This window comes from Kribbella sp. NPDC050470 (assembly GCF_044458365.1).
In the GTDB taxonomy this organism is placed as follows: Bacteria; Actinomycetota; Actinomycetes; order Propionibacteriales; family Kribbellaceae; genus Kribbella.
In genome coordinates, this window is record NZ_JBITHV010000011.1 from 331,701 (window position 1) to 357,785 (window position 26,085).

General features: G+C 69.3%; 30 protein-coding genes. 16 read left to right on the plus strand and 14 right to left on the minus strand.

The features are described from left to right. The first annotated feature begins 2 nt into the window (after nt 1-2). The 7 genes from ACIBGM_RS32950 (at nt 3) to ACIBGM_RS32980 (ending at nt 6,632) form a co-directional block, all read left to right on the plus strand. A complete protein-coding gene (locus ACIBGM_RS32950) occupies nt 3-221 on the plus strand; it encodes a hypothetical protein (protein WP_132210455.1) in 219 nt (72 codons plus the stop codon). A gap of 5 nt (nt 222-226) precedes the next feature. After that, nucleotides 227-640 carry a TadE/TadG family type IV pilus assembly protein gene (locus ACIBGM_RS32955; RefSeq protein WP_360521320.1) on the plus strand — a complete coding sequence of 138 codons (414 nt, stop codon included), beginning with the start codon at nt 227-229 and terminating at the stop codon, nt 638-640. A gap of 8 nt (nt 641-648) precedes the next feature. Further along, nucleotides 649-1,149 (plus strand): TadE/TadG family type IV pilus assembly protein, encoded by a 501-nt coding sequence (locus ACIBGM_RS32960; protein WP_360521317.1) that lies wholly within the window; start codon nt 649-651, stop codon nt 1,147-1,149. Continuing rightward, on the plus strand, nt 1,139-1,867 hold the full coding sequence (locus tag ACIBGM_RS32965) for a Tad domain-containing protein (protein WP_360521314.1): 729 nt from the start codon (nt 1,139-1,141) through the stop codon (nt 1,865-1,867). Before ACIBGM_RS32960 ends, ACIBGM_RS32965 begins: the two co-directional genes overlap by 11 nt. Nucleotides 1,868-1,877: 10 nt before the next feature. Further along, nucleotides 1,878-2,537, plus strand: a complete 660-nt coding sequence (locus ACIBGM_RS32970) for a hypothetical protein (protein WP_396387759.1) — start codon at nt 1,878-1,880, stop codon at nt 2,535-2,537. A 108-nt stretch (nt 2,538-2,645) separates the two neighbouring features. Beyond that, entirely contained in the window at nt 2,646-3,578 is a 933-nt protein-coding gene (locus ACIBGM_RS32975) for a hypothetical protein (RefSeq protein ID WP_360521308.1), read from the plus strand. A gap of 33 nt (nt 3,579-3,611) precedes the next feature. Beyond that, complete coding sequence (locus ACIBGM_RS32980; RefSeq protein WP_396387760.1) at nt 3,612-6,632, plus strand: BTAD domain-containing putative transcriptional regulator; 3,021 nt, start codon at nt 3,612-3,614, stop codon at nt 6,630-6,632. Nucleotides 6,633-6,718: 86 nt separating this feature from the next. Here ACIBGM_RS32980 and ACIBGM_RS32985 read toward each other — a convergent pair whose 3' ends face one another. Continuing rightward, nucleotides 6,719-7,624 (minus strand): neutral zinc metallopeptidase, encoded by a 906-nt coding sequence (locus ACIBGM_RS32985; RefSeq protein ID WP_396387761.1) that lies wholly within the window; start codon nt 7,622-7,624, stop codon nt 6,719-6,721. Nucleotides 7,625-7,730: 106 nt separating this feature from the next. Between ACIBGM_RS32985 and ACIBGM_RS32990 the strand changes: the two genes are divergently transcribed. Both ACIBGM_RS32990 and ACIBGM_RS32995 read left to right on the plus strand, forming a co-directional pair. Next, complete coding sequence (locus ACIBGM_RS32990) at nt 7,731-9,329, plus strand: ABC-F family ATP-binding cassette domain-containing protein (RefSeq protein WP_396387762.1); 1,599 nt, start codon at nt 7,731-7,733, stop codon at nt 9,327-9,329. A gap of 24 nt (nt 9,330-9,353) precedes the next feature. After that, a complete protein-coding gene (locus ACIBGM_RS32995) occupies nt 9,354-10,124 on the plus strand; it encodes an enoyl-CoA hydratase/isomerase family protein (RefSeq protein ID WP_360521296.1) in 771 nt (256 codons plus the stop codon). A 25-nt stretch (nt 10,125-10,149) separates the two neighbouring features. On the opposite strand, the gene ACIBGM_RS33000 is transcribed toward ACIBGM_RS32995, so the two are convergent. Genes ACIBGM_RS33000 through ACIBGM_RS33010 form a run of 3 tightly spaced genes read right to left on the minus strand, consistent with a single transcriptional unit; the run spans nt 10,150 to nt 11,409 of the window. After that, a complete protein-coding gene (locus ACIBGM_RS33000) occupies nt 10,150-10,599 on the minus strand; it encodes an SRPBCC domain-containing protein (RefSeq protein ID WP_396387763.1) in 450 nt (149 codons plus the stop codon). Nucleotide 10,600: 1 nt separating this feature from the next. Next, nucleotides 10,601-10,948 carry a helix-turn-helix domain-containing protein gene (locus ACIBGM_RS33005; protein WP_360521290.1) on the minus strand — a complete coding sequence of 116 codons (348 nt, stop codon included), beginning with the start codon at nt 10,946-10,948 and terminating at the stop codon, nt 10,601-10,603. Further along, nucleotides 10,945-11,409 carry an SRPBCC family protein gene (locus tag ACIBGM_RS33010; protein ID WP_360521287.1) on the minus strand — a complete coding sequence of 155 codons (465 nt, stop codon included), beginning with the start codon at nt 11,407-11,409 and terminating at the stop codon, nt 10,945-10,947. Before ACIBGM_RS33010 ends, ACIBGM_RS33005 begins: the two co-directional genes overlap by 4 nt. A 129-nt stretch (nt 11,410-11,538) precedes the next feature. On the opposite strand from ACIBGM_RS33010, the gene ACIBGM_RS33015 reads away from it, so the two are divergent. After that, the gene (locus tag ACIBGM_RS33015) at nt 11,539-13,443 is read left to right on the plus strand and encodes an ABC transporter ATP-binding protein (RefSeq protein ID WP_396387764.1); all 1,905 of its coding nucleotides are present in this window, start codon (nt 11,539-11,541) and stop codon (nt 13,441-13,443) included. 34 nt (nt 13,444-13,477) lie between these two features. After that, entirely contained in the window at nt 13,478-13,654 is a 177-nt protein-coding gene (locus ACIBGM_RS33020; protein WP_360521282.1) for a hypothetical protein, read from the plus strand. Here ACIBGM_RS33020 and ACIBGM_RS33025 read toward each other — a convergent pair. From ACIBGM_RS33025 to ACIBGM_RS33035, 3 genes are all read right to left on the minus strand, one after another. Then, on the minus strand, nt 13,651-14,154 hold the full coding sequence (locus ACIBGM_RS33025; RefSeq protein WP_360521279.1) for a hypothetical protein: 504 nt from the start codon (nt 14,152-14,154) through the stop codon (nt 13,651-13,653). The genes ACIBGM_RS33020 and ACIBGM_RS33025 overlap by 4 nt on opposite strands. Before the next feature lie 66 nt (nt 14,155-14,220). Next, nucleotides 14,221-14,979 (minus strand): polyprenyl diphosphate synthase, encoded by a 759-nt coding sequence (uppS, locus tag ACIBGM_RS33030; protein ID WP_360521276.1) that lies wholly within the window; start codon nt 14,977-14,979, stop codon nt 14,221-14,223. Further along, on the minus strand, nt 14,979-16,055 hold the full coding sequence (locus tag ACIBGM_RS33035) for an ATP-dependent DNA ligase (RefSeq protein ID WP_396387765.1): 1,077 nt from the start codon (nt 16,053-16,055) through the stop codon (nt 14,979-14,981). The genes uppS and ACIBGM_RS33035 overlap by 1 nt, the downstream gene beginning before the upstream one ends. 129 nt (nt 16,056-16,184) lie before the next feature. Between ACIBGM_RS33035 and ACIBGM_RS33040 the strand changes: the two genes are divergently transcribed. The 4 genes from ACIBGM_RS33040 to ACIBGM_RS33055 are packed head-to-tail and all read left to right on the plus strand — an operon-like array spanning nt 16,185 to nt 17,817. After that, nucleotides 16,185-16,718 carry an FHA domain-containing protein gene (locus ACIBGM_RS33040; protein WP_396387766.1) on the plus strand — a complete coding sequence of 178 codons (534 nt, stop codon included), beginning with the start codon at nt 16,185-16,187 and terminating at the stop codon, nt 16,716-16,718. 37 nt (nt 16,719-16,755) lie between these two features. Beyond that, the gene (locus tag ACIBGM_RS33045; RefSeq protein WP_396387767.1) at nt 16,756-17,067 is read left to right on the plus strand and encodes a hypothetical protein; all 312 of its coding nucleotides are present in this window, start codon (nt 16,756-16,758) and stop codon (nt 17,065-17,067) included. Then, nucleotides 17,060-17,488 (plus strand): MerR family transcriptional regulator, encoded by a 429-nt coding sequence (locus ACIBGM_RS33050; protein ID WP_360521264.1) that lies wholly within the window; start codon nt 17,060-17,062, stop codon nt 17,486-17,488. Before ACIBGM_RS33045 ends, ACIBGM_RS33050 begins: the two co-directional genes overlap by 8 nt. After that, on the plus strand, nt 17,485-17,817 hold the full coding sequence (locus ACIBGM_RS33055; RefSeq protein WP_360521261.1) for a YnfA family protein: 333 nt from the start codon (nt 17,485-17,487) through the stop codon (nt 17,815-17,817). The genes ACIBGM_RS33050 and ACIBGM_RS33055 overlap by 4 nt, the downstream gene beginning before the upstream one ends. A gap of 20 nt (nt 17,818-17,837) precedes the next feature. Here the strand turns inward: ACIBGM_RS33055 and ACIBGM_RS33060 are convergent, their stop codons facing one another. Further along, nucleotides 17,838-18,581 carry an SDR family NAD(P)-dependent oxidoreductase gene (locus tag ACIBGM_RS33060; protein ID WP_360521258.1) on the minus strand — a complete coding sequence of 248 codons (744 nt, stop codon included), beginning with the start codon at nt 18,579-18,581 and terminating at the stop codon, nt 17,838-17,840. 239 nt (nt 18,582-18,820) lie between these two features. After that, nucleotides 18,821-19,795, minus strand: coding sequence for a zinc-binding dehydrogenase (locus tag ACIBGM_RS33065; RefSeq protein ID WP_396387768.1), 975 nt, complete (start codon nt 19,793-19,795; stop codon nt 18,821-18,823). Between the two features lie 101 nt (nt 19,796-19,896). Here ACIBGM_RS33065 and ACIBGM_RS33070 point away from each other — a divergent pair, with 101 nt between their 5' ends. Beyond that, nucleotides 19,897-21,129, plus strand: coding sequence for an ROK family protein (locus ACIBGM_RS33070; RefSeq protein ID WP_396387769.1), 1,233 nt, complete (start codon nt 19,897-19,899; stop codon nt 21,127-21,129). Here ACIBGM_RS33070 and ACIBGM_RS33075 read toward each other — a convergent pair. From ACIBGM_RS33075 to ACIBGM_RS33095, 5 genes are all read right to left on the minus strand, one after another. Then, nucleotides 21,119-22,471, minus strand: a complete 1,353-nt coding sequence (locus tag ACIBGM_RS33075) for a GH1 family beta-glucosidase (protein ID WP_396387770.1) — start codon at nt 22,469-22,471, stop codon at nt 21,119-21,121. The genes ACIBGM_RS33070 and ACIBGM_RS33075 overlap by 11 nt on opposite strands. Nucleotides 22,472-22,562: 91 nt before the next feature. Continuing rightward, entirely contained in the window at nt 22,563-23,495 is a 933-nt protein-coding gene (locus tag ACIBGM_RS33080) for an aldo/keto reductase (protein ID WP_360521246.1), read from the minus strand. Beyond that, complete coding sequence (locus tag ACIBGM_RS33085; RefSeq protein WP_396387771.1) at nt 23,492-24,271, minus strand: VOC family protein; 780 nt, start codon at nt 24,269-24,271, stop codon at nt 23,492-23,494. The genes ACIBGM_RS33080 and ACIBGM_RS33085 overlap by 4 nt, the downstream gene beginning before the upstream one ends. A gap of 22 nt (nt 24,272-24,293) precedes the next feature. After that, entirely contained in the window at nt 24,294-25,121 is an 828-nt protein-coding gene (locus ACIBGM_RS33090; protein ID WP_396387772.1) for a carbohydrate ABC transporter permease, read from the minus strand. After that, the gene (locus tag ACIBGM_RS33095) at nt 25,118-26,083 is read right to left on the minus strand and encodes a carbohydrate ABC transporter permease (RefSeq protein WP_396387774.1); all 966 of its coding nucleotides are present in this window, start codon (nt 26,081-26,083) and stop codon (nt 25,118-25,120) included. The genes ACIBGM_RS33090 and ACIBGM_RS33095 overlap by 4 nt, the downstream gene beginning before the upstream one ends. Nucleotides 26,084-26,085: the final 2 nt, after the last annotated feature.

Below are 26,085 nucleotides of genomic sequence, written 5' to 3' on the forward strand. Positions count from 1 at the left end.
GGATGAACTCGGAACTGCAGTTCTGGCGCGCGATGGCCGGCTACGCGGTGGCGCGGGCCCACACCCAACGGGCCCGGGCTCGGCAGGGACGGACCCAGCTCGGCGCCTCGGCGCTGGAGTGGGCCATCATCTCGGCCATCCTGGTGGCCGCCGCGCTGGCGATCGGCCTGGTGGTCCGCCGCGTCATCGACAAGCGCACCGGCGAGATCGAGAACGGCTGATCCTGGTGCACCGGCGACGGTCCGAGGGAGGTGCGACCTCCCTCGAGCTGGCGATCCTGGCGCCGATGATCCTGGCGCTGATCTTCATGTCGATCCAGACGGCGCTGTGGCTGTACGGGCGGTCGGTCGCGCTGAACGCGGCGCAGGAAGGGGTCTCGCGCCTGCGCCTGGTCCAGCCGCCGGTGTACAACGAGGGCGTCGGCGAGCAGATCCGGGGCGACATCAAGGCGTACGCGCAGCAGCTCGGCGGGACCACGCTGCAGAACGCCGAGGTCGAGCCGCCGTCGTACAACAACCCCGAGGGGATGGTGTCGTTCACCGTGACCGGTGACACCGTCTCGCTGGTGCCGGGCCTGAAGCTGCACGTCGAGCGCACCGCGACCGGGCCGATCGAGCAGTTCGAGGCCGACGACAAGTGAGTGAGGACATGGAGCGGAAGCTGGGGGCCCGCCGACCGCCTCGGCACGCCCGCCCGACGGTGCGGTACATCCGCTCGGGCGGACGGCACCGGAAGCCGACGGAGCAGGGCACGATGGCTCTCGAGCTGGCCGTGCTGGCGCCGATCCTGCTGATCCTGTTCATGTTCCTGCTCGCCTGCGGCCGGTACTTCCAGACCTCCTCCCTGCTGGAGAGCGCGGCCCGCGACGGCGCCCGCTCGGCCAGCCAGGCGCGCTCACTGAGCGAGGCCCAGGGGTACGTCGACGACGCGGTGAACCGGACGATGGGCCAGGCGTTCAAGTCCTGCAAGGAGACCGCCAGCGGCACCATCACCACCCAGTTCGCCGCCGGCACGCCGTTGTCGGTCGAGGTCACCTGCACGATCGACTACCGCGACCTCGGCCTGCTCGGGATCGGCGGCGACACGACGATCACGAAGCGGTTCAGCTCCTCGGTCGACCCGTACCGCGGGGTGCGCGATGGCTCGTGAGCGCCGGTCCCGGGTGGCGGACTTCTTCCGGATCGATGCCCCGAGCAACCATCGGCGGACGATCGGCCGCGGCGCGCTGAGCCCGGCGGTGGCGATCCTGGCGGTGATGATCTTCACGCTGGCCGGCCTGGTGATCGACGGCGGCCGCCAGCTCGGCGCCCGGTCCCGGGCGGTCGGCTACGCGCAGGAGGCGGCCCGGGTCGGCGCCGCGAGCATCCAGCTGAACTCCGCCGAGGCGAAGATCGACACCGCCAAGGCGGCCACCGCGATCGCCGGGTTCTGCGCGCAGGTGTCGTCCAACGACCCGGCCGTGACCTCCTGCGGCCCGACCAGGCTGACCGACGAGCAGGTCGAGATCCGGGTTGCCCTGGACAACAAGACGACGTTCCTCGGCCTGATCGGCAAGACCAGCCTCAAGGCCAGCGGGATCGGCACCGCGCACGCCGAGCAGGGCATCAAGAAGGCCGACGAGAGCCCGACGATCCCGCCGATCGCCGTGCAGACCACGCGGGACGACCCGGGCGCGCCGATCACCACCGCGGTGCCGCCGACGCTCGACCTGCCGTGCCCGTCCTGGACGATCGGCTCGCCGACACCGACGTGGACCCTGGAGCCGCTGCCGTTCCCGAGGACCTGTACGCCGAGCATCACGCCGACTCCCGACCCGGAGAGCCCGCCGCCGTCGTCGACCCCGCCCACCAGCCCACCGACCAGCTAGAGCCGAAGGAATGCCACCCGTGCGAAGCCTCGCCCTTCCCGCAGCCGTCCTGGCCGGCCTCCTCCTGCTGTCCGGCTGCGGCGGCGGCAACGAGAACGACGGCGGCCGCCCAGTCCCGGTCGACGGCCCCGGCGGCTCCGGTACGACGTCCGGGACGCCGTCCGGGACGCAGTCCACCCCGACAAGCGAGCCCAGCAGCCGGCCCTCGCAGTCGGCCGCCACAGCAGAGGCGAAGGCCCAGGTCATCATCAAGGCCGGGAACTACGCGTCCAATCCAGCCGTCCAAGGCCTCGTGTCCAGCTACCCGCTCTACTTCCAGGCGCTTGTCACCAAGGACGACACGATCCTGAAGAAGCGGTTCCCCTCGTTCTTCTACGCGGACGTGTCGGAGGGGATCGTCGATGCCAAGCGCAACGGCTGGATCATGCGCCCGCCGGGGAGCGTCGTCGTGGTCGGCGCGCGGGGCCAGTCGGACGGCACTGTCCGGGTGCAGACCTGCCGCTCGCAGACCACGCAGTACTGGGACCCGAAAGCGCGGGCCTGGACCGTGGTCGCCCCGAAGGGCTCGCCTGAGGTGATCGAGATGATCAAGACCGGCATCGGCTGGCTGCCGTACCGGCTGGCGCCGTCGAAGGGTGTGAACTGTGCGCGGGTGAAGTATCCGGCCTAGGCCAGAAGGATCGAATTGAGATTCCGAATAGGTGACGGGGAATCGAGCACCGGGCATGATGCACCTGGTCGAAGATAATCTGCGGGTAGCCGAGTCTGGGGAGTGAGGATGCAGAACCGAGTGGGCCGTGGACTTGTCGTCCTGAGCGCCGTACTCGCACTGGTCATGGCCGCACCGGCCACCACTGCCACCGCCGACACCATCCACAGCGGCACCACGGTCTGCAGCATGTACGTCAACTCGATCGGCTTCGGTGCCTACTGCAGCAACGGCGAGCCCTACCTGGGGAACGGGACCCCGCCGCCCACATGGCAAGAGCGGCTGGGCGGCCGGCCGTTCATCCCGTGTCGCGACTTCCCCATTCCCGACGGCATCCAGCTTCCGCGGGCGCCGGAGGGAAAGAAGTGGGTGCTCCGGATCACGATCACCGACTACAAGCTCGACACGTACGACGGTGGTCCGACTGCCCACCTGGAGCGCGCCTACATTCCAGTGAGCCCGGAGGAGGAGGCGCAGTGCCCGTTCCCGGACTACATGGCGTACTTCTGGCGCGAGTTCAGGAGCAGCTACCCGGAGCCGGCGCTGGTGATCATGCCGACGTTCACGCCGCGGGTGAACGTGCCTGCCTTCTTCTCCCTGACCCGGGAGAGTTCGCGGGCGGAGGCAGCAGTGGGTGCGTTGAGTGGCTACATCAACCCGACTCACAACCTGACGATGCGGGGCCTGGTCGTCGCGATGAAAGTCGATCCCGGCGACGGGACGCCGCCGTTCGACTGCCTGATGGGTGCCACACCGCTCGACGATCCCGACGGGTATGACGAGAACCAGGACCCTTTCCACCAGATGAACACGTGCAAGCACACGTACAAGCGATCCAGCGCGAACCAGCCGGACGGCATGTACACGGTGAAGCTCACCATCACGTGGGAAGTGTCGTACTGGATCGGCAAGGACGCCGGCGGTTGGCACTCGATCGGTAAGGCCAACGTCAATGCGGTGCAGCGGTTGCCGGTGCAGGAAGTGCAGGCCATTGGTGGCTGAGGGTGGGGCAATGCGTGGGGGTATGGAGGAACGATGGTAAGGACGAATGAGCCGGTGCAGTCGGCACGCCTGCCGCAGCGACGGTCGGGGAGCCCGGGCGCGGACCGGCTGAAGGGTTTCGTCGCGCTGCTCGCGATCCTGGCGATCGTCGGCGGCGTCCCGTACGTCCTGCTGCGGTTCTTCGGCACGCCGTGGCCGGAGCAGGTCCCGAGCCGCGACGTGCTGTTCAGCGAGCTCAGCATCGACACCGTGCTCGGCATCCTCGCGTTCTTCATCTGGATCGCCTGGCTGCACTTCGTCGTCTGCCTGGTCGCGGAGGCGGTCGCGGAGATCCGCGGCCACGGCCTCTCGCCACGGATCCCACTCGGCGGCGGCTCGCAGGGCCTGGCTCGCCGGCTGATCTCCACCGTCGTCCTGATCGGCGCTGCCGCAAGTGTGAGCGTCCCGCTCGCGAGCGCCGCGACCACCCACAGCACCGGTGCCCCGACGGTCGCGACGGCGACGCAGGGCGGGGACCAGGAGTCGAAGAACACGTTCCGCCAGACCGAGTCGCGCAGCACGGTGCTCAGCGGCAACCAGGCCGGCACCACGCACACCGGCGTACGGACGAACAGCGACGACAAGGGCCAGGTGGTCAAGTACACCGAGGTCCGTCCGCCGCAGGGCCGCAACTACGACTGCCTGTGGGACATCGCCGAGCGGTACCTGGGTGAAGGCCGCCGTTACAAGGAGATCTACGAGCTCAACAAGAACAAGCTCCAGCCCGACGGCCGCCGGCTGACCAACCCGGACCTGATCCTGCCGGGCTGGCAGGTGCGGCTGCCCGCCGATGCCAAGGGCCCGGGGGTGCACACCGTCCGGGTGAAGATCGACGGCACCACCACGACCGTCAGCCAGGGAACCAAGACGACGCCGTCGACCGGAACCAAGACCTCCATCGGCGCGAAGACGTCGACGGGGACCAAGACCACGACGGGTACGGCGTCGAAGACCGAGCCGGGGCCGGGGAACCGGTTCTTCGAGGGCCAGGCCACCGAGAAGGGCTCGTCGGTCACGATCGGCAGCGCGGGCCGGGACCCGGGCGCGAAGAACGTGAAGCCGGGCGAGCCGGGGATCTCGGTCGCCCCGCACGGTCCGGGCACCCAGTCCGAGCAGGGCGAACCGGCGGCCGGTGGCACGAAGGTGCCCGAGCCGGCTCCGGTCGCGGTGGAGGACGGCGGGATCAACGCCACCGAGGCCGGGATCTACGGCTTCGGCGCCACGCTGCTCGCGGCCGGCCTCGCGCTTGCGCTGCGCCGCCGCCGCGGCTGGGCACAGGGCCCCGGTCCGAAGGCGGCCGGGCACCGGCAGACGGAGATCGGGCTGCGGCTCGCCTCCGACATCCCGACCGCCACCTTCGTCGACAACGCGCTGCGCCAGCTCGGCGCGGACATGACCCAGGCGAGCCGGCCGATGCCGAAGGTCGTCGCCGCGCTGGTGACCGACCGCGCGCTGACGCTCGTGCTCGACCCGTACGAGGCGCAGACGCCGCCGCCCGCGCCGTGGCAGGTCATTGCCGACGGCACCCGCTGGACGCTGCGCCGGGCCTACGCACCGACCACGGACGTGACGGCGCCGGCGCCGTACCCGACGCTGGTGACGATCGGGCGGAACGCGGACGGCGCGACCGTGCTGGTCGACCTCGACACCGCGAACGGCATCGTCAGCTTCGGCGGGGTGAACAACCCGTCCCGGGACGTGGTCGGCTCGCTCGCGGTCGAGCTGGCGACCAACCTGTGGTCCGAGGGCGCGCACGTCAGCATGGTCGGGTTCGGTGACGACCTGTCCGCGCTGTCGCCGAGCCGGCTGAGCTACTGGGTGCGGCTCGACGACGCGATCGCCGAGGTCACTCGCCGTACCGAGGCGCAGGTCCAGGCCTGTGCGCGACGCAACCTGGAGTCGGTGGCCGAGGCCCGGATGGCGCACCCGGACGCGGCGATGTGGGGTGCGGAGATCATCTTCGTGTCGGCGCCGCCGTCGCCGGCCGAGCAGGACCAGCTGAACCGGCTGGCCGCGGACCACAAGCGCACCATCGCCGTAGTGGTGGTCGGCGACGTGATCGCCTCGCCGTGGCGGTTCGTGGTGGACGAGAAGAACCAGGCCGTCTGCCGGCTGCTCGGCCTCGAGGTCGATGCCCACAGCATCGATCCCGCCCAGTTCGCGGACCTGGTCGCGCTGTTCGAGGCGGCCGAGTCGGACTCGCTGGACAAGCGCCGGGCCGAGCAGGACATGCCGGCGTACGAGTTCTCCACCACCGACCTGAGCCAGCCGGCGCCGGTCGAGGTGGACCTGCTCGGGCCGGTCGAGGTGGACGCTCGCGGCACGATCGACGAGGGCCGCGTGCAGCTGTCGTCCGAGATCGTCGCGTTCCTGGCCAGCCAGGACTACGGCGTGCACCCGAACGTGCTGGCCGGCGCGATCTGGCCGCGGGGCATCAGCGAGGAGCTCCGGGACGCGGCGCTCGAGCACACCCGCCGCTGGGTGGGTGTGGACGCGATGTACGCCGACGAGTCCGGACGCTGGATGCTGAACCGCAGCGTCGTACGGGTCGACTGGGACGTGTTCCGCACGCTGGCCAAGCAGGCGACGATGATGGACGACCCGCGTGGTCCGCTGTCGACGGCGCTGAGCCTGGTGCACGGCCCGGCCTGGTCGGACCTGCCGGCCGGTCGGTACTCGTGGCTCGCTGCGTCGGGCATCGAGCGCCGGATGGCCGAGGCAGTCGTCGACGCCGCGCTCAAGCTGGCCGAGGCCTCGCTGCGGTACAACGACGGCAACCTGGCCCGCACGTCCCTGCAGACCGGCCTGAGCTTCTCGCCGGCCTCGGAGGAGCTGTGGCGAGCCACGCTGCGCCTGGCCTCGCACTTCGGTACGCCGGCCGACGTCACCAACGTGGCGTCGCAGATGTACGCAGCCCTCGCCAAGCACGGCGGCCCCCGCGGCGCGGAGGCCGAGACCGACGCCCTCGTCGACGAGATCCTCCCCGGCTACCACCGCCCCGCCGCCGTCGCCTGACAACCCCCAAGATCGGGGTTGCCCACTGAGGTTGGGGGTTGCCCACTGGGAATTTCAGTGGGCAACCCCCGAAGTCAGAGGGCAGGTCAGAGGGTGTCGGCGGACCAGGTGTCGCAGGCGGTCATGTCGCCGGAGTCCATGCCGGTCTTGAACCAGCGCATCCGCTGCTCGGCGGTGCCGTGGCTGAAGCTCTCGGGGTTGACCTGGCCCTGGGTCTTCGACTGGATCCGGTCGTCGCCGACGGACGCGGCGGCGTCGAGGCCGCGCTCGATGTCGTCCTGGGTGAGGCCGCTGATGAAGGTGTCGCCGTCCGCGTCCGGGACGGTGGTGGCGTGGTTGGTCCAGATGCCGGCGAGGCAGTCGGCCTGGAGCTCGGAGCGGACCGCGTCGGAGGTAGGCCCGTTGCGGGTCTTGATCCGGCCCAGGATGCCGTACAGGTTCTGCACGTGGTGGCCGTACTCGTGCGCGACGACGTACGCCTCGGCGAAGTTGCCGCCCTTGGCGCCGAGCTCGGTCTGCAGGGTCTGGAAGAACCCGAGGTCGAGGTACACGCGCTTGTCGCCGGGGCAGTAGAACGGCCCGACCGCGCTGGTGGCCGGACCGCACGCGGTGTTCACCGAGCTGTCGAAGACGCGCATCGGCGCCCGGGTGTACTTCTTGCCGCGGCGCGGCAGCTCGGACGCCCAGAAGCCCTCGATCGAGTTCTGGTAGAACACGAACCGGCAGTCCGGGTTGTTCTGCAGGTCGGTGCCCTTCCTGCACGAGTCCAGGTTCCCGGCGGCGGTGTTGCGGACGGTGGGCTCCTCGCTGCCGCCGCCTCCGCCCGGCAGGCCGCCGTTCAGCAGCAGGATGACCACGAGCAGGATGATGCCGCCGATTCCGCCGCCGATCGGGATCGTGCCGCCGGGCAGCAGACCGCCGCCGCCTCCGCCACTACCACGAGTGTCCTCGACACCGCTGGTGTCGAGATCCGCATCCGGGTTGAATTTCACAGCACATAGACTAGACGTGAGTGCGGGGGATTCAGCCGTGTCGTGACGCAGCGCCGCCGACCCGCCACCGACCGATCCCACGAGCTTGAGGACGCCTGCCACCGCGATGATCACTGTCTCCAGCCTCGAGGTCCGCGTGGGCGCCCGTCAGCTGCTCGCCCCCGCCTCGTTCCGGGTCGGGCCGGGTGACAAGGTGGGCCTGGTCGGTCGCAACGGCGCCGGCAAGACCACGCTGACCAAGATCCTGGCCGGCGAGGGCCTGCCGGCCAGCGGTTCGGTCAGCTCGTCGGGCGAGATCGGCTACCTCCCGCAGGACCCGCGGACCGGCGACCTCGAGGTGCTGGCCCGGGACCGGATCCTGTCCGCCCGCGGCCTGGACGACGTCGTACGGCGGTTGCGCAGCGCCGAGAAGTCGATGGCCAGCGCGGACGAGAAGACCCGCGCCAAGGGCATGCGGCGGTACGAGCGCGCCGAGGCCGACCTGCACGCCGCCGGCGGCTACGCGGCCGAGTCGGAGGCGTCCCGGATCGCGGCGAACCTCGGGCTGCCGGACCGGGTGCTGGGCCAGCCGCTGAGCACGCTGTCCGGTGGTCAGCGCCGCCGGGTCGAGCTGGCCCGGATCCTGTTCTCGCAGGCGGAGACGCTGCTGCTGGACGAGCCGACCAACCACCTGGACGCGGACTCGATCGTCTGGCTGCGCGACTTCCTGAAGTCGTACGCCGGTGGCGTGATCATGATCAGCCACGACGTCAACCTGCTCGAGGAGACCGTCACCCGGGTCTTCCACCTGGACGCGAACCGCGCCGAGATCGACGTCTACAACGTCGGCTGGAAGGCGTACCTGACCCAGCGCGAGACCGACGAGCGGCGGCGCAAGCGCGAGCGGGCGAACGCGGAGAAGAAGGCCGGCCAGCTGGTCGACCAGGCGAACAAGATGCGCGCCAAGGCGACCAAGGCGACCGCGGCCCAGCAGATGCTGCGCCGGGCCGAGCGGCTGATGTCCGAGCTCGAGGGCGAGCGCAAGGCCGACCGGGTCGCGAAGATCGCGTTCCCGACGCCGGCGCCATGCGGCAAGACGCCGTTGATGGCGCGGGAGCTGTCCAAGTCCTACGGCTCGCTGGAGATCTTCACCGACGTCGACCTGGCGATCGACCGCGGCTCGCGGGTCGTCGTCCTCGGGCTGAACGGCGCCGGGAAGACCACGCTGCTGCGGATCCTGGGCGGGATCGAGAAGTCGGACACCGGCGAGGTGATCGACGGGCACGGCCTCAAGCTCGGGTACTACGCGCAGGAGCACGAGACCCTGGACGTGAACCGGACCGTCCTGGAGAACATGAAGACCGCGGCGCCGGACCTCAACGAGACGCAGGCCCGCAGCGTGCTCGGTTCCTTCCTGTTCACCGGGGACGACGCGGACAAGCCGGCCCGGGTGCTGTCCGGTGGCGAGAAGACCCGGCTCGCGCTGGCGACCCTGGTCGTCTCGGCGGCCAACGTGCTGCTGCTCGACGAGCCGACCAACAACCTGGACCCGGCGTCCCGGGCCGAGGTGCTGAACGCGATCCGCTCGTACGCCGGCGCGATCGTGCTCGTCACCCACGACGAGGGCGCCGTCGAGGCGCTCGAGCCGGAGCGCGTCCTGCTGCTCCCGGACGGCGTCGAGGACCTCTGGACGAACGAGTACGCCGACCTGATCTCGCTGGCGTAGTTACTCCAGAGTATCTTCCTCCGTATGACGGACTTGGGACTGCGGTTGACGGTGGACGGGCCGGTCGCACGGGTCGTGCTGGACCGGCCGGAGGTGCGCAACGCGCAGACTCCGGCGATGTGGCGAGCCTTGGCCGACTTCGGTACGGCGCTGCCGCCCGAGGTGCGCGTGGTCGTCGTGTCGGGGGAGGGGCCGTCGTTCTCGGCCGGCCTCGACCGGCGGCTGATCATGGGCGAGAACGCCGACGGCGAGGAGCCGCTGCTCGCGCTCGGCGCGAAGCCGGCCGCCGAGGTGCACGAGACGATCGCCGGGTTCCAGGCGGGGTTCGCCTGGCTGCGGCGTCCTGAGATCGTCAGCATCGCGGCGGTGCAGGGCCACGCGGTCGGCGCCGGGTTCCAGCTCGCGCTGGCGTGTGACCTCCGCGTGGTCACGCCGGATGCTCGCTTCAGCATGCGTGAGCCCGCGCTCGGCCTGGTGCCGGATCTGGGTGGCACGCAGCCGCTCGTCCAGTTGGTCGGCTACTCCCGGGCGCTCGAGATCTGCGCGACGTCCCGGTGGGTCGAGGCCGCCGAGGCGAAGGAGCTCGGCCTGGCGAACATCGTCGTACCGGCCGAGGAGCTGGCCGGCACGGTGAAGGACCTGTCGGACGCACTGCTGGCTCCGCTGCCTGGCGCGGTCCGGGAGACGAAGGCGTTGCTCCTGGGCGCTGCAGACCGAGGCTACGAGGAGCAGCTGAAGGCCGAGCGCGAGGCCCAGGAGCGTCGCCTCAAGGAGCTTCTGGCAAGCCTGGGTTAGGTGTCCGAACCTCCGACTCAGGACACTACGGCCAGTTGCTGATCTCCACGTCGTTCGGCGAGGGGTCGCCCTTGCCGGTCTCGACGTACTTCTTCAGGCTCAGCAGGAAGCTGGCCCACTTGGTGCTGCAGTGGTGCATGAACTCGACGGGTTCCTTCCAGCCCTCGTGCTTGAAGACGACGATCGCCCAGTCGTCGACCTGGGAGAGCTCGAACCCGACGTGCGTGCCGATCCACTCGTCCGGTCCGTCGACGACCTCCCACCGGACGAGCTCGCCGGCCTTCGACTCCAGGACCTTCATGTCGAAGCCTTCGCCGCCCGCGCCGGCGAACCGGAACTTGATCACCCCGTCGATGCCGGGGTCGCCGTGCGTGTCCTCGGTCCACCAGCCGGCCAGTCCGTCGATGGTGGTGAGGGCTTCGGAGACGTCGTCGAGGGATGCCCGTGCCCCGATTCTGTGCAAGATGTCGACCATTTCACGTGCCTTTCTGATGTCTTTGGGTGTGGATGGCCTCCGCCATCCGCTTGATCCGCTGGAGCCGGCCGTCCCATGCGTCGCGGACGGTCGACAGCTGTGCGACCGCGCGGGCGAGTTGGGCCTCGTCGACCGTGTACAGGCGTTCCCGGCCGGAAGGGGTGACCTGGACCAGGCCGACCCGGTCGAGGACGCCGAGGTGCTTGGCGACCGCCTGCCGGGTGACCGGCAACTGGTCGCTCAGGCTGGTCGCCGTACCGCCGTTGCCGGCCAGCAGTAGGTCGAGCATTCGCCGCCGGGTCGGGTCGCCGACGGCCGACCAGAGGTCGTCGTCGATGGCGACGTTCATGGCGTCGACACCAGCCGGTCGACGTACGGCGTGAGGCGGGGGAGGAAGTAGTCCCAGCCGGTGATGTGGTCGCGGTACACCTCGTCGGGGGCGGCCGACTCGTCGAACCCGGTCTCGGAGAACCGCAGCAGCGTGCCCGCACCCACCGGGACCAGGTCGAACGTCACGAGCAAGGAGTTCGCCGTGGTCGCGACCGCATCCAGCTCGTACGCCCACCGGAAGCTGAACCGCCGTGGCGGGTCCGCCTCCAGGACCGTCAGCGGCACGACCTTCCCGTCCGGCCGGTTGGTGAACGAGACGGTGCCGGTTGCGCCGGGCGCCCGCTCGTACTCCGCCTCGTCCGGCCACCACTCGCGCAGGTGCTCCGGCATGCTGATGACCTCGTACACCACCTCCGGAGCGGCGTCGATGTGGATCTCCCGGTCGATGCTGCGCTGCGCCATCCCACGTCTCCTCGTCATCCCGCAACCTTTGGTTGCACATGACTGTACGGCGCTCGTCGCCGATGTGCAACCATTGGTTGCTCGAAGGAAGTTCGGGACGTGACCGCGTGTTGTCACCGTTGACGAGAAGAGCAGGGAGGGAACCGGATGTCGGGAATGCGGCCCATGGGCGGTGGGATGCCCGGAGGTATGGGCGCCTACGGCTGGCGGCGGCAGGACGCGTCGGTGGCCGGCCAGAAGCTCGCCAAGGGCACGTTGCGGCGGATCCTCCGGTTCGCCCGGCCGTACCGGTGGCACATCACGCTGTTCCTGCTGCTCGTGATCGTGTCGGCCTTCCTGGTGATCGCGTCGCCGTTGCTGTTCAAGAAGATCGTCGACGACGGCATCGGCAAGGGCGACGCCGGCCTGGTCACCGCGCTGGCTCTGGTGGTCGCGCTGCTCGCAGTGTTCGAGGCGGTGCTCGGCCTGATCCAGCGGTGGTTCTCGGCCCGGATCGGTGAGGGTCTGATCTTCGACCTGCGGACCAAGGTGTTCGAGCACGTCCAGCAGATGCCGGTCGCCTTCTTCACCCGGACCCAGACCGGCGCGCTGGTGTCGCGGCTGAACAACGACGTGATCGGCGCGCAGCAGGCGTTCACCTCGACGCTGTCCGGCGTGGTGTCGAACATCATCAGCCTGATCCTCGTGGTCGGCGCGATGCTGGTCCTGAGCTGGCAGCTGACCGTGGTGGCCATCCTGCTGCTGCCCGTGTTCCTGATCCCGGCACGCATCCTCGGCCGCCGGCTCGCCGCGATGACGCGCGAGCAGATGCAGCTGAACGCGGACATGTCGACCGCGATGACCGAGCGGTTCAGCGTCGGGGGAGCGATGCTGGTGACGCTGTTCGGCAAGCCGGAGATCGAGAACGAGGGCTTCGGTGAGCGAGCCGGGCGGGTCCGCGACCTGGGTATCCGGATCGCGATGCTCGGCCGGGTGTTCTTCACCGCGCTGACCCTGGTCGCCGCGCTGGCCACGGCCCTGGTGTACGGCGTGGGTGGCAACCTCGCGGTCCGCGAGGTGCTGACCGTCGGGACCTTGCTGGCGTTGGTCGCGCTGCTCGGGCGGCTCTACGGTCCGCTGACTGCGCTCTCGAACATCCGCGTCGACGTGATGACCGCGCTGGTCTCCTTCGAGCGCGTGTTCGAGGTCCTCGACCTGGAGCCGATGATCAAGGACGCGCCCGGCGCGAAGTCGTTGCCGGCCGACGCCGCGAGTGTCGAGTTCGACCATGTCGCCTTCTCGTACCCGACGGCCGACCAGGTGTCGCTGGCCAGCCTGGAGTCCGTGGCCGTGCTGGACAAGCGCGTGTCCGCGCAGGTTCTCGAGGACGTCAGCTTCGTCGTTCGCCCCGGTCAGATGGTCGCGCTGGTCGGGCCGTCCGGCGCCGGCAAGACCACGATCACGAACCTGGTCGCGCGGCTGTACGACGTCTCAGGTGGAGCGGTCCGGGTCGGCGGGAGCGACGTACGGGATGTGACGTTGCAGTCGCTGCACGACGCGGTCGGCTACGTGACGCAGGACGCGCACATGTTCCACGACACGATCCGGGCCAACCTCGCCTACGCGAAGCTGGATGCCACCGACGAGGAGATGGTCGAGGCGCTGAAGTCGGCGCAGATCTGGGAGCTGGTGTCGTCGTTGCCCGACGGGCTGGACACCGTGGTCGGGGATCGCGGTCACCGGTTGTCCGGTGGTGAGCGGCAGCGGCTGGCGATCGCCCGGTTGTTGCTGAAGGCACCGCGCATCGTCGTACTGGACGAGGCCACTGCGCATCTCGACTCGGAGTCCGAGGTGGCCGTGCAGCGGGCTCTGGACACGGCACTGGAGGGGCGTACGTCGCTGGTGATCGCGCACCGGTTGTCGACGGTGCGGAACGCCGACCTGATCCTGGTGGTTGACCACGGCAACATCGTCGAGCGGGGCACGCACGAGCAGTTGCTGGCACAGAACGGCGAGTACGCCGACCTGTACCGCACCCAGTTCACGGAGTCCGGGACCGCGGCGAATGTCTAGGGGTACCGTGAGCTTGAGGTAGGGGAGGGGCGCGATGATCAAATTGGCGCTGGTTCTGGCGGCCGGCTACGCGGGTTTCAAGGTCGCCTACCACTCCGAGGACGGCCGCCACTACGGGAAAGTCGGCGAGAAGACTCTGCGCACAACCCTCTCCCTGGTGATCGCCGGCCTCGCGGCCGGCGTCACCTACGCGGCGCTGCTACCGCACTAGTTGCTGGCCGCCTTCTGCGGGTCGTGCTCCAGCAGGTGCAGGACCGGGACCCGGAGATGCCGCCGGGCGGAATTGGTCCAGTCCAGGTGGAAGAACTCGGCGACGACGTGCGAGCGGGTCAGGATGATGACCTCCTGCGCGTTCACCTGGTCGACGGTGGCGATCAGGGCGTCGATCGGGCGGTCGTGGGAGATCCCGCCGTCCGCGTGCTGGCTCAGGTCGCGCAGGCGTTGCACGCTGCGGCCGGTGCAGCCCTTCGCCTCGGTGTCGATCGCCTTCTGCGCCTCGGCCAGGTCCTGGCGCTGGGTGGCGAGCCCGGGTCCGTAGAGGTCGGCGGTCCCGAGGGCGCTGATGGACGCCTCCACTCCGGCCTCGGCGTTGTGGCACGGCACGAGCACGTGGTACTTGACCGGCTCGGGCATGTCCTGGTGCAGTTCGACGACGCGTTTCGCGTCCGGCTCGGACAGTTCCTGCTCGACGAGCAGTACGACGTCGTACATCTCGCAACCTCCGGTTCGTACCAGTCGGTATACCCCCATGATGCCCCTACGACGGCCGTTTGACCGTCAACTGCATCGATCCAGTTTCCGCCTTCCGTACGTCCTCAGCGCCCGCAGCAGGTCGACCTCCCGAAAGGCCGGCCAGTACAGGTCGCAGAACACGATGTCGGACCCCGTCGTCTGCCACAACAGGAAGTCCGACATCCGCAACTCACCGCTGGTTCTGATCACCAGTTCGGGGTCGGGCAACTCCGGGAGGTACAGGTGCCGGCGGATGTCGTCCTCGGTCAGGCCGTCGGCAACGTCCGACAGTGAGCGGCCTGATTCGGCTGCCTCGTCCAGGAGGGTGCGGACGGCGTTCAGGAGTTCGCCGCGGCCGCTGTAGCCGATTGCGATGGTCAGGTCGCCTGCGTCGGCGCGGTCGCGGGTCGCCTCGACTGCCTCCTTCAAGGCGGTGGCCGTTGACGAGGGCAACAGATCGAGCTGTCCTGCGACATGCAGCCGCCAGCGGTGGTCGCGTCGTACGTGGTCGGCGATCACGGTCTCGGCGAGCTGCATCAGGTAGTCGACCTCGGCCGAGTCCCGGCGGCGGAGGTTGTCGGCGGACGCCACCCACGCGGTGACACAGCTGATCCCGGCCGCGCGACTCCACTCGAGGAACGTCTCCAGGTGTTCGGCGCCGAAGCGGTGGCCCTGTCGCACGTCGTCGTACCCGGCCTGGCGGGCCCAGCGGCGGTTGCCGTCCATCACGATCGCCACGTGCTGCGGCATCGGGAGGCCGGCGAGCTGGCGGCGCAGCGCGCGGGTGTAGAGGCGGTGGAGCATCAGGTGGTTGCGCTCGTCAGTACGTCGGCGAGGTCGAACTTCACCGGCTCCTCGAGTTGCTCGTAGGTGCAGGACTCCGGCGTGCGATCCGGGCGCCAGCGGACGAACTGCGCGGTGTGCCGGAACCGGATCCCCTCCATGTGGTCGTACCGGACCTCGACCACGAGCTCGGGCCGCAGCGGGGTGAACGAGAGGTCCTTCCCGGCCTGCCAGCGGCTGCCTTCCGCGTTCCGCGGCGTCCGGACACCTTCCTCCTGCTTCGCCCACGCCCACGGATGCTCGTCGAACGTGGTGACCAGCGGCTGCATCTCCTGGAAGAGCTCCTTACGCCGCTCCAGCGGGAACGCGCCGATCACGCCGACGCTGGCGAGCGTGCCGTCGTCGTTGTAGAGCCCGAGCAGCAGCGAGCCGATCCGGTCCGGGCCGCTCTTGTGCAGGCGGTACCCGGCGACCACGCAGTCGGCGGTGCGCTCGGGCTTCACCTTGAACATCACCCGCTTGTCCGGCTGGTAGATCCCGTCGAGCGGCTTCGCGATCAGCCCGTCCAGCCCGGCGCCCTCGAACTGCTCGAACCACTGCCCGGCCGTGGCATGGTCGGTGGTCGCCGGGGTGACATGGATCGGCGCCTCGACGTCGGCGAGCGCCTCGAGGAGCGCCGTACGACGTTCGCTGAACGGGCGCTCGGTGTAGTCCTCGTCGCCGAGGGCCAGCAGGTCGAACGCGACGAACCGGGCCGGAGTCTTCTCCGACAGCATGTTCACCCGGCTCGCGGCGGGGTGGATCCGCTGCTGCAGCACCTCGAAGTCGAGCCGGTCGCCGGACTCGCCGATCACGATGATCTCGCCGTCGATCGCGCACCGCTCCGGCAGGTTCGCCTTCACCGCATCGACGAGCTCGGGGAAGTACCGGGTCATCGGCTTCTCGTTCCGGCTGCCGATCTCCACCTCGTCCCCGTCGCGGAAGATGATCGAGCGGAACCCGTCCCACTTCGGCTCGTAGCTCAGCGAGCCCCGCGGAATCTCCTTGACCGGCTTGGCCAGCATCGGCTTCACCGGCGGCATGATCGGCAGTCGCATTCCGCCATTCAACCCCACTTTGTGTACCCACCAACCACTTTCCGCGCCAAAAAACGATCGGTGGATGCACAAAGTGGGGTGCGGGGGTGGATGTGGACAGTGGCCCTGGGCGGCACTGACAATGCGGAGATGACATCGGTGCCGGTGCAGGGGGCACGTCCGTCGGACGCGGAGCGTGACCGGGCACTGGCGATCCTGCGCGACGGCGCCGGTTCGGGGCGGTTGTCGCACGACACCTTCATCCGGCGGATGACGTTCGTACTGCGGGCCCAGACCCGTGGCGAGCTTGCCGCTGCGACGCGTGACCTGCCGCGTGAGGAACCACGCGCGCTCGCTTGGGTCCGCGGCGTTCTGGCCCGCCTCCCGCGGCTGACCGTCGTACCGCCGCCGGTGCAGCTTCCCGGCCTCGCGCTGCCACCTGCCGGCTCGCCGACGGTCCGCATCGGCCGCGGACCGGGCGCGACGTTGCGGATGGCCGACATCTCGGTGTCCCGCTTCCACGCCGAGCTCCGGCACGTCGGCGACGGCTGGATGTTGCGCGACCTCGGCTCGATGAACGGCACCCACCTCAACGGTCTGCGCATCACGACCCCGGTCCGCGTCCGCCCCGGCGACCACATCCGCTTCGGCGCCGTCGCCTACCTGCTGACTTGGGCCGAGTAGTTGCATCCTGTACTTGGGTACAGGTTTACCGTGAAGCATGAGTACGACGGACTGGGCCCCAGAGGCCTGCACCCTGCCAACTGCCGAGCAACCCCTGCGGGTCGCGGAGTTCGACCAACTCTTCGCCGACCACCTGAGAACGGTCACCCGCGTCGACCCGACCGCCCTCGAGCTCACGCTCGCCGCCGAGGCCGAGACGACCACGGCCGACCTCACCGCCCGCGAGACCGAGTGCTGCTCGTTCTTCACCTTCGAGCTCACCCCGACCGCCACCCACCTGACCCTCCGCATCACGGTCCCGCCGGCGCATGTCGCCGTACTGGATGCCCTGAACACCCGTTATGGCTGATGGCCTGCGCTCGGGTCAGGTCGCGGCCGCTGCGGGCGTGAACCTGCAGACCCTCCGGTACTACGAACGCCGCGGACTGATCGAGGAGCCGACAAGGAGCCTCGGCGGCCACCGGCTCTACCCGGATGAGGCCGTCACCACGCTGCGGGTGATCAAGGCCGCCCAGCGGCTCGGGTTCACGCTGACCGAGGTGGCGGAGTTGCTCGATGCGGCCAGGCATCGGCATCGCCTCGGCGAGGGAGCCGGGCTGCAGGCGCGCGCTCGCGAGAAGCTTGCCGATGTGGAAACCAAGATCGCCGACCTGACCGTGATCGCCGAGAGCCTGCGCGCCGGGATCGCGGCCGGCTGCGACGACCTCAAGACCTGCGCCGGCGACCCCGACTGCCCGCTGCCGTTCACCGACCTGGTCGCGCGCCCGTGACGGTCCTGCGGTCGGTGGTGCTGTTCGTGCTGGCCGCACTCGCGGAGATCGGCGGCGCCTGGCTCGTCTGGCAGGGCTGGCGGGAGCATCGCGGGATCTGGTGGATCGCCGGCGGCGTGATCGCCCTCGGCGCGTACGGCTTCGTCGCGACGTTCCAGCCGGATCCCCACTTCGGCCGGATCCTCGCCGCGTACGGCGGGGTGTTCGTCGCCGGATCGCTTGCCTGGGGCATGCTCGTCGACAAGTTCCGCCCCGACCGCTGGGACATCCTCGGCGCCGCCATCTGTCTGGTCGGCGTCGCCGTGATCATGTACGCACCCCGCGACTAGGCCACCCGGTCAGGGCTGAGTCACCACCCGATGGGGCCGAGGCGGTCTTCGAAGGTGCCGGTCGGGCCGTCCGGGCCGAGCGTTGCCATCCGGATCATCGAGTCGGTGCCCTCGGTCACCGTCAGCTGGCCCCGGTGGTTGTTCATGTCGGTGGCCGCGAACGTGTGCTTCTCGGTCTCGCCAGGGGTGACGGCGTTGAACTTGATGCCCGGCAGCGCCTGCGCGTACCGGACGGTGATCATGTTCATCGCTGCCTTCGACGAGCTGTAGGCAAGCTCGTGCATGTTGGCGACCGGCTGGTCCGGGTCGAGGATGACGCTGAACGCGCCGCCGGCGCTGGTCACGTTCACCACGCGTGGGTTCTCGGCCGCCTGCAGCAGAGGTAGGAACGCCTGGGTGACCCGCACCGGCCCGTAGACGTTGGCGTCGTACACGGGGTGCAGCTCGTCGGCAGTCGCCTGGCTGGGGTGGACGGCGTGTCCCGGCGCACCGGCGTTGTTGATCAGTACGTCGAGCCGGTCGGTGTGACCGCGGACGAGTTCCAGTGCACGCGCCACGGACTCGTCCGAGGTGACGTCGAGCGGGACCAGTACGACGTCCACACCCTCGGCGGCCAGCTTCTGGGCGGCCGCCTCGCCCCGGGCCTTGTCGCGGCTGCCGAGGAACACCTTCCAGCCCAGCTCGCCGAGCCGCCGGGCCCCCTCGTAGCCAAGGCCCTTGTTCGCCCCCGTGATCAGCACGGTGGTCTGGTCGGGCTTGCTCATCATGTCCTCCTGACGTTGAGAGTTCGCCCACCAGACGCCGCCCGCGGCCCGGCCGTGACGTCGTCCGAGTGTGAAACAGATCTCTGCGAAGCCCGCGCGACGTCGCTGCTAGGGATCGAGGATCGTCGGGTGGTTGTCCGGGTGGGTGCTTGCCGTCCGCGCGGCACGACTCGCTGGTGGCAGGGCGGTTCGCACGTTCTGACCGGAAGGTGGGCGCGGGGGGACTTTGCTGGTTGTTGTCAGGGGAGAAGTACTACCTTGCCTGTCGTTGCTCGGGTTTCGAGGGCGTGGTGGGCCTTGGCTGCTTCGGCGAGGGGGAAGGTGGTGATTACGGCTTGCCAGCGGCCGGAGGAGGTTTCTTCTAGGGCGGTGGATTCCAGGGGGCGGAGGTGGGGGAGGAGTTTGGGGCCGATGGCCCAGGTGGCTGTGAGGCCTCGGGACATGAGGTCTTCGGTGGTCAGGTGGATGGGGCCGCCGCCGGACCAGCCGAACATGAGTAGGCGGCCGCCGACGCCGAGGAGGTCGAAGGCTCGCTGGCCGTTGTCGCCGCCCACGCCGTCCAGGAGGACCGTAATTGCCCGATCACCCAGGTCGGACTTGAGGTCGGTCGGCCAGTCCGGGTTCTTGTAGTCGACCGCGTAGTGAGCCCCCAGGTCGCGGACCAGCTGCACCTTCTCGGGTCCACCGGCCAGGCCGATCACAGTCGCCCCGACGTTGCGCGCCGCCTGGACCAGGTAGCTGCCGATCCCACCCGCGGCCGCCGTGACCAGTACGACGTCGTCCGCTGACAACCGCGCCTGCGACAGGATCCCGGCGGTCGTCCGTCCGGTCCCGATCGCGGCGACGGCCTGGGCGGCGTCGACGTGATCCGGGAGCTTGTACAGCGACTCCACCTTGGCGACGGCGAGTTCGGCGTACCCACCTGGCACCATGCCAAGATGCACCACGACCCGTTTGCCGATCCACCCCTCGTCGACCCCGGGGCCGACCGCCTCCACCCGGCCCGCGACCTCGCGGCCGGGGATGGTCGGCAGCTCGGGCAGCGGGATCGGCCCGCCACCGCCGGTGCCGGCCCGCAGCGTCGTGTCGACCAGGTGAACCCCGGCCGCCTCCACCCGGATCAGCACCTGCTCCGCGGCGGGCACCGGGTCCGGGACCTCCTCGTACCGCAGGTTCTCCGCCGGACCGAACTCGTGCAATCTGATCGTCTTCACAGCCCGAGACGCTAGGACCTCAAGATTGGTTGAGGTCAAGCTGATGCCACTTTGTTACCTTGTGTATTAAAGTGCGGGGTGAGCCGAGGGAGGACGGTGACGTGGGGAAGATTCTGAAGGGTGCGACCGCGCAGGAGACGCACAGCGCGATCCTGGACCTGATCCGGTCCAGCGGCACGGTCACCCGGGTCGATCTGGCCGACCGTTCCGGGCTGACCGGGGCGTCGATCTCCCGGGTGGTGAAGCAACTGCTCGCCGACGGCCTGATCGTGGAGACCGGCCTCGGCGACCCGACCGGCGGCAAGCGCGCGACGTTGCTGCAGTTCAACCCGCGTGCCCGGCACGCGGTCGGCATCTCGATCGACACGCCCAGTACGACGTACGTCGTCACCGACATGAGCGGCCGTGTGATCGAGCAGATGTCGTCGCGGGGGATCGGCCGGGACGCGCCGGCCACGGTCGTCCAGCGGATCACCACCGAGCTCGAGGACCTGGTCGTGAAGGCGAACATCGAGCCGGCCACCCTGGTCGGGGTGGGCGTCGCGCTGGCCGGCCGGCAGGGCGGCGGCGGGATCCGGCTGCTGCGGACGAACGCGGCGAAGTACGTCTGGGAGCCGTTCGCCGTCCGGGACACGCTCAAGTCGGCGATCGACCACCCGATCGTGGTCGAAAACGACTCGACCTGCGCCGCGATCGGCGAGTTCTGGGCCGGCCGGATCCCATCGGTGAACGACTTCGCCACCGTCTACATGGCGGCCGGTTTCGGGCTCGGCCTGGTCACCAACGGCGACGTCTACCGCGGCTCGTCCTCGAACGTCGGCGAGATCGGCCACATGGTCCTGGACGTCAACGGCCCGCAGTGCTGGTGCGGCGGTCAGGGCTGTCTGGAGAGCCTGGCCGCGCCGGCCGCGGTCGTGAAGCGCGCCGAGCAGGACCCGTCCCTGGTCAACGATCTCGCCCTGCGCGGTCGCCGTACGGCGTTGCGCTCGGACTTCGCGAAGATCGCCCGGCTGGCCGCGGCCGGTGATCCCCGGTGCGTGCAGCTGATCGAGGAGTCGGCGACCTATCTGGCCAAGGCGTTGCTGTCGATCACGAATCTGCTCGACCTGGACCAGATCATCCTGGCCGGCCCCGGGTTCAGCGAGGCCGGCGACATCTACGTTCGGGTCGCGGCGACCGAGATCAACCGGCTGTCGTTCGTCCGCGCGATGCATCCGACCCGGGTCGAGCTGTCGAAGCTGGGGCCGAGCGCTGCGGCATTGGGCGCCGCATCGCTCGTCCTGCACAGTCAGCTCACGCCGCACCAGAAGTCGACCCGGTCGGTCACGAGCTGAGGAACTCCTGGAGCCAGCGCCCGCTCTTCTTGACGATCCGCTGCTGGCTCTCGTAGTCGACGTACACGATCCCGAACCGGCGGCTGAAGCCCCACGCCCACTCGAAGTTGTCCATCAGCGACCAGGCGAAGTACCCCTTCAGCGGCAGGCCCTCGGCGACCAGCTCCCGGCAGACCGTGAGGTGCTGCTCGAAGTAGTCCAGCCGGTCGTCGTCCTCGACGGTCCCGTCGGCGGTCAACGAGTCCGGGTACGCCGCGCCGTTCTCCGTCACGTACAGCGGCAGGTCCGGGGCGAGCTTGTTGATCGTGACCAGGATGTCGCGCAGCCCGGTCGCCTGGATCGGCCAGCCCATCTGCGTCCTCGGCAGGCCGGTGTCGACGGCAACCACGTTCTCGCTGCCCGGCTGCGTCGTCGGGACGCCCGGCGACGAGACCGGCCCGTCCGGCGCGGCCACGGTGGTCGGGCAGTAGTAGTTCACGCCGACGAAGTCCAGCGGGGCGCCGATCACCGGCAGGTCCGCCTCGAACTGCGCGAACCAGTCGGTCATCCCGGTGTCCTCGAGGACGTCGGCCGGGTACTTCCCGGCCAGCAACGGCTCCAGGAACAGCCGGTTCCGCAGCCCGTCGACCCGCCGCGCGGCGTCGCGGTCCGCGGCCGAGTCCGACGCGGCGTGGATCGGCGCCGGGTTCAGCGCGATGCCGTACGAACCCTCCGGGCAGCGGATCGCCTCGAGCGCGAGCCCGTGCCCGAGCAGCAGGTGATGCACGGCCTTCAGCGCGTCGGCGCCCTCGGTCCGCCCGGGCGCGTGCTCGCCGTTCCCGTAGCCGAGGAACGCCGAGCACCAGGGCTCGTTCAGCGTCATCCAGTTCTTGATCACGTCCGCGAGCGCCGCGTGCGTGACGGCGGCGTAGTCGCGGAACCGCTCCGCGGTGTCGTGGACCAGCCAGCCGCCCGCGTCCTCGAGCGGTTGCGGCAGGTCCCAGTGGTAGAGGGTCGCGTACGGCGTGACGCCGTACTCGAGACAGGTCTCGGCGAGCCGCCGGTAGAACGCGAGGCCGGACGGGTTCGTCACGCCGGAGCCGGCCGGGATGATCCGCGGCCAGGCGATCGAGAACCGGTATGCCGTCAGCCCGAGGTCCGCGAGCAGCCGGATGTCCTCGGCGAACCGGTGGTAGTGGTCGTCGGCGACGTCGCCGGTGGTCCCGTCGGAGATCCGGCCGGGGGTGTGCGCGAAGGTGTCCCAGATGCTCGGACCGCGCCCGTCCGTGGAGACCGCACCCTCCACCTGGTACGACGCCGTCGCCGCGCCCCAGGTGAATCCGGGTGGGAAGCCGTTCGTCACGATGTCTCCTTCAGGTTGTGTCCGATGGTCCCGAGCCGTAGCGAGCAGGTGCCGAGTGCCGCGCAGTAGGCGCGGGACCATCGGACACGACCTAACCCTCGACCCAGTACTGCTCTTGGGGAAGGAGGCTACTCAACCGGTTAAGGAGCTCGTCGGGCAGGTCCGCTTCCATGGCAGCGACCAGCGCGTCGACCCGGGCCGGCTTGCTGATCCCGACCACGGTCCCGGCGACGCCCGGGGTGTCGGTGGAGTGCCGGAGCGCGGCCGTCGCGAGGTCGACGCCGTACTCGCGGCAGGCCTTGTCCATCTCCTGCACAGCCTCCAGTACGGCGGGCTGCGCCTCGCGGTACGCGTACTTCGTCGAGCCCTGCGGGTTCGCGAGGATGCCGCCGCCGTAGATCGCCGCGTTGATCACGCCGAGCCCGTCGGCGAGCGCGCGCTCGAACAGCGCGCCGGCCGAGTGGTCGACCAGGCTCCAGCGGTTGTGGACGAGCAGCACCTCGAAACCGCCGAGGTCGAGGTAGCGGGACAGCTCGCGGGTGTTGCCGCCGGCGAGTCCGACATGACCGATCTCGCCGTCCTCGCGCAGCTGCATCAGCGTGTCGACGGCGTCACGCATGGTGTCAAAGTCGTGGAACTCGGGGTCGTGCAGGTGCACCAGCGGCAGGTTGTCCAGGCCGAGGCGCTCCTTGCTCTCCGCGACACTCGCCCGGACCCGGGCGCCGGAGTAGTCGCCGTCGCGAGCGTCGACCTTCGTCGCGACCAGGAACCCGTCGGGCAGGCCGCCGTACTCCTTGATGGCCTGGCCGATCCGCAGCTCGCTCTCGCCGTCGCCGTACCCGTTGGAGGTGTCGATCCACTTCAGCGGGCTGTCGAAGACGCGGAGCACGAGGTCGACGGCCTCCTGGCGCGTGACGTCGTACCCGAAGACCGCGGGCATGCCTGCGATCCCGCTGCCGCCGGCGCAGACGGCGGAGACGGTGAGGCCGGTGGATCCGAGCGGCCGAAGCCAGTCCTTGTTCATGCCTCGGAGCCTACGGCGAACGCGAACCCGTCCGGATCGACGTACACGGTCGTGCCGTCAGGTGAGACGAGGTTGCCGAGATCGGCCGGAGGCTTGCCTTCGAGCTCGGCGTATGCAAAGCCGGCCACGGCGAGCTGCGGATCGCGGGACGTCTTGGGGACCTGGTAGGTGAAGACCTCGAGCACGGTGTCGCCGCCCTTGAGGTAGCCGATGCTGAAACCGCGGTGGTCGTGCGGCTGCTCGATGGTGCCGATGAACGAGAAGCCGTAGTGCTGGTCGTAGAACGAGCTGGTCCGCTCGCGGTCCTCGATCGTGATCGCGACGTGGTCGAACCGCGGCCGCTGCGGCACCCCGAGCGCCCGCTCCCGGGCGACGCCGTAGGTGTCGAGGATCTCGGCGTACTGCAGGTCGCCCTGGATCATCTCCAGCAGCGTGCCGTCGGGGTCGTAGAAGAAGCAGATCCGGACCTTGCCCTCGGCATCGAGCGGGTCCAGCTTGAACTCGACCCCGGCGGCCTTGAGTACGGCGGCCCGCTCGTCCAGCCGGTCGACCTTGAACCCGACGTGCCGGAAGCCCTTCTGCAGGTCGTCGCCGACCCAGGTGGTCAGCTCGCGGCCGTTGCCGACGGCCCGCAACTCGATGGTCGCGGTGACCGCGTCCAGCACGGCCCGCTCCGCGGTCGGCTCGCCGACGACCGGGAGCTCCAGGAACTTGGTGTAGTACTCGACCGAGCGCTGCACGTCCGTGCAGTTGACCACGACGTTCTTGATCGCCATCGGACCTCTTTCGGGGTGGGAGCTAGTTCTTGACGGCGCCGAGCATCATCCCGGCGACGAACTGCCGCTGCATCCGGACGTAGACGATGACGACCGGTACGACGGACAGCGTGAGGCCGGCGGTGAGCGCCGGCCAGTTGGTGGAGTACTGACCCATCAGGGTGAACAGCACCGGCTGCAGCGGCAAGGAGTCGGTGTTGCGCAGCACGGTGTTGGCGATCAGGAACTCGTTCCAGGTCGAGAGGAACTGGAAGATCACCACGGTCGCGATCCCGGGCCGGGTGAGCGGCAGGATCACCCGGCGGAAGATGGTGAACTCGCTACCGCCGTCCACCCGGGCTGCCTCGATCAGCTCGTCCGGCAGTGTCTGGAAGAACGCCCGCATCAGAAACATCGCGAACGGTGCGGACCCGGAGATGTAGAGCACCAGCAGGCCGGTCTGGGTGTCGAGCAGGCCGAGCGACTTGAGCTCGAGGTAGAGCGGGATGATGAGCGCCGTCGACGGCATCATCAGGGTTGTCAACAATAAGACGAAGAGGGTGTTGCGGAAGGGAAAGTCGAGTTTCGCGAACGCGTAGCCGCTCAGCGTGGCGAAGACCAGCACCCCGACGACAGTGACCGACGTGATCCAGACGCTGTTCCAGAAGTGCAGCGGGAACTCGATCGACGTCCACGCCTCCTGGTAGGCCTCGCCGGTGACCGACCGCGGGAAGAACGGTCCGTTGAAGATCGTGTTCTGCTCACGCAGCGACGTGAGCAGCATCCACACGAACGGGAACGCCATCAGCACGCAGAACGGCGCCAGCACGAAGGTGGCGAACGACTTGCCGACCCACGACGTACGCTTCATCGGTCCGCCCTCCTGGTCAGCCAGAGCTGGGCGATCACGGCAAGCGTGCAGAGCACCATCGTCACGACGCTGAAGGCGCTCGCATAGCCGAGCTGCGGGATGGAACCGGACGTCGAGCCGAACGCGAGCGAGTACAGGTACGTGCCGAGGACCTCGCTGGCGTGGTTCGGTCCGCCGCCGGTCATCACGAAGATGACGTCGAAGGCCTTGAATCCGTTGAGCAGGCCGAGGCTGACGACCAGGCCGGTGACGACCCGCAGGCTCGGGACGGTGATGTGCCGGAACTGCTGCACGGTGTTGGCGCCGTCCACGGCCGCGGCCTCGTACAGACTCGGGTCGATGCCCTGCAGGCCGGCGTAGAGGATCAGCATCGTGAAACCGATCCCGCCCCAGACCGTCACCACGATGATTGCGGGCAGCACCGTCTTCTGGTCGGCCAGCCACGGATGCTGCAGGCTGTCGAGGCCGACCGCCCCGAGCAGCCGGTTCAGCGTGCCGATGTTCGGGTCGTAGATGAGTTTCCACAGCACCGCGGACACCACGAACGAGACGATGCCCGGGATGAACAGGATCGTCCGGACCAGGACACCGACCTTCGGCCAGACAGCGTTGACGAGTACGGCGGTGACCAGTCCGAGGAACGTGAGCAGCGCCGTGGTCACGCCGGTCAGCACCAGCGTGATCACCATCGCCCGGCGCGCGACCGGGTCGGACAGCATCCGGCTGTAGTTGTCGAAGTTCACGAACCGCGGCGCGCCGAAGCCGCCCCATGAGGTCAGGCTCAGGTACGCCGTGTAGAGGATCGGCCAGAGCACGAACGCCAGGAACAGCGCGAACGTGGGGAGCACGAACAGGTATCCCGCCGCGCGCTGCGACCGGCGCAGCGGCGAGCCGAACCGGTACGACGTACGGCGGGGGACCGCCTGGGGTCTGGTCTCCGACCGGGACAGGGCTGTCGCCATCC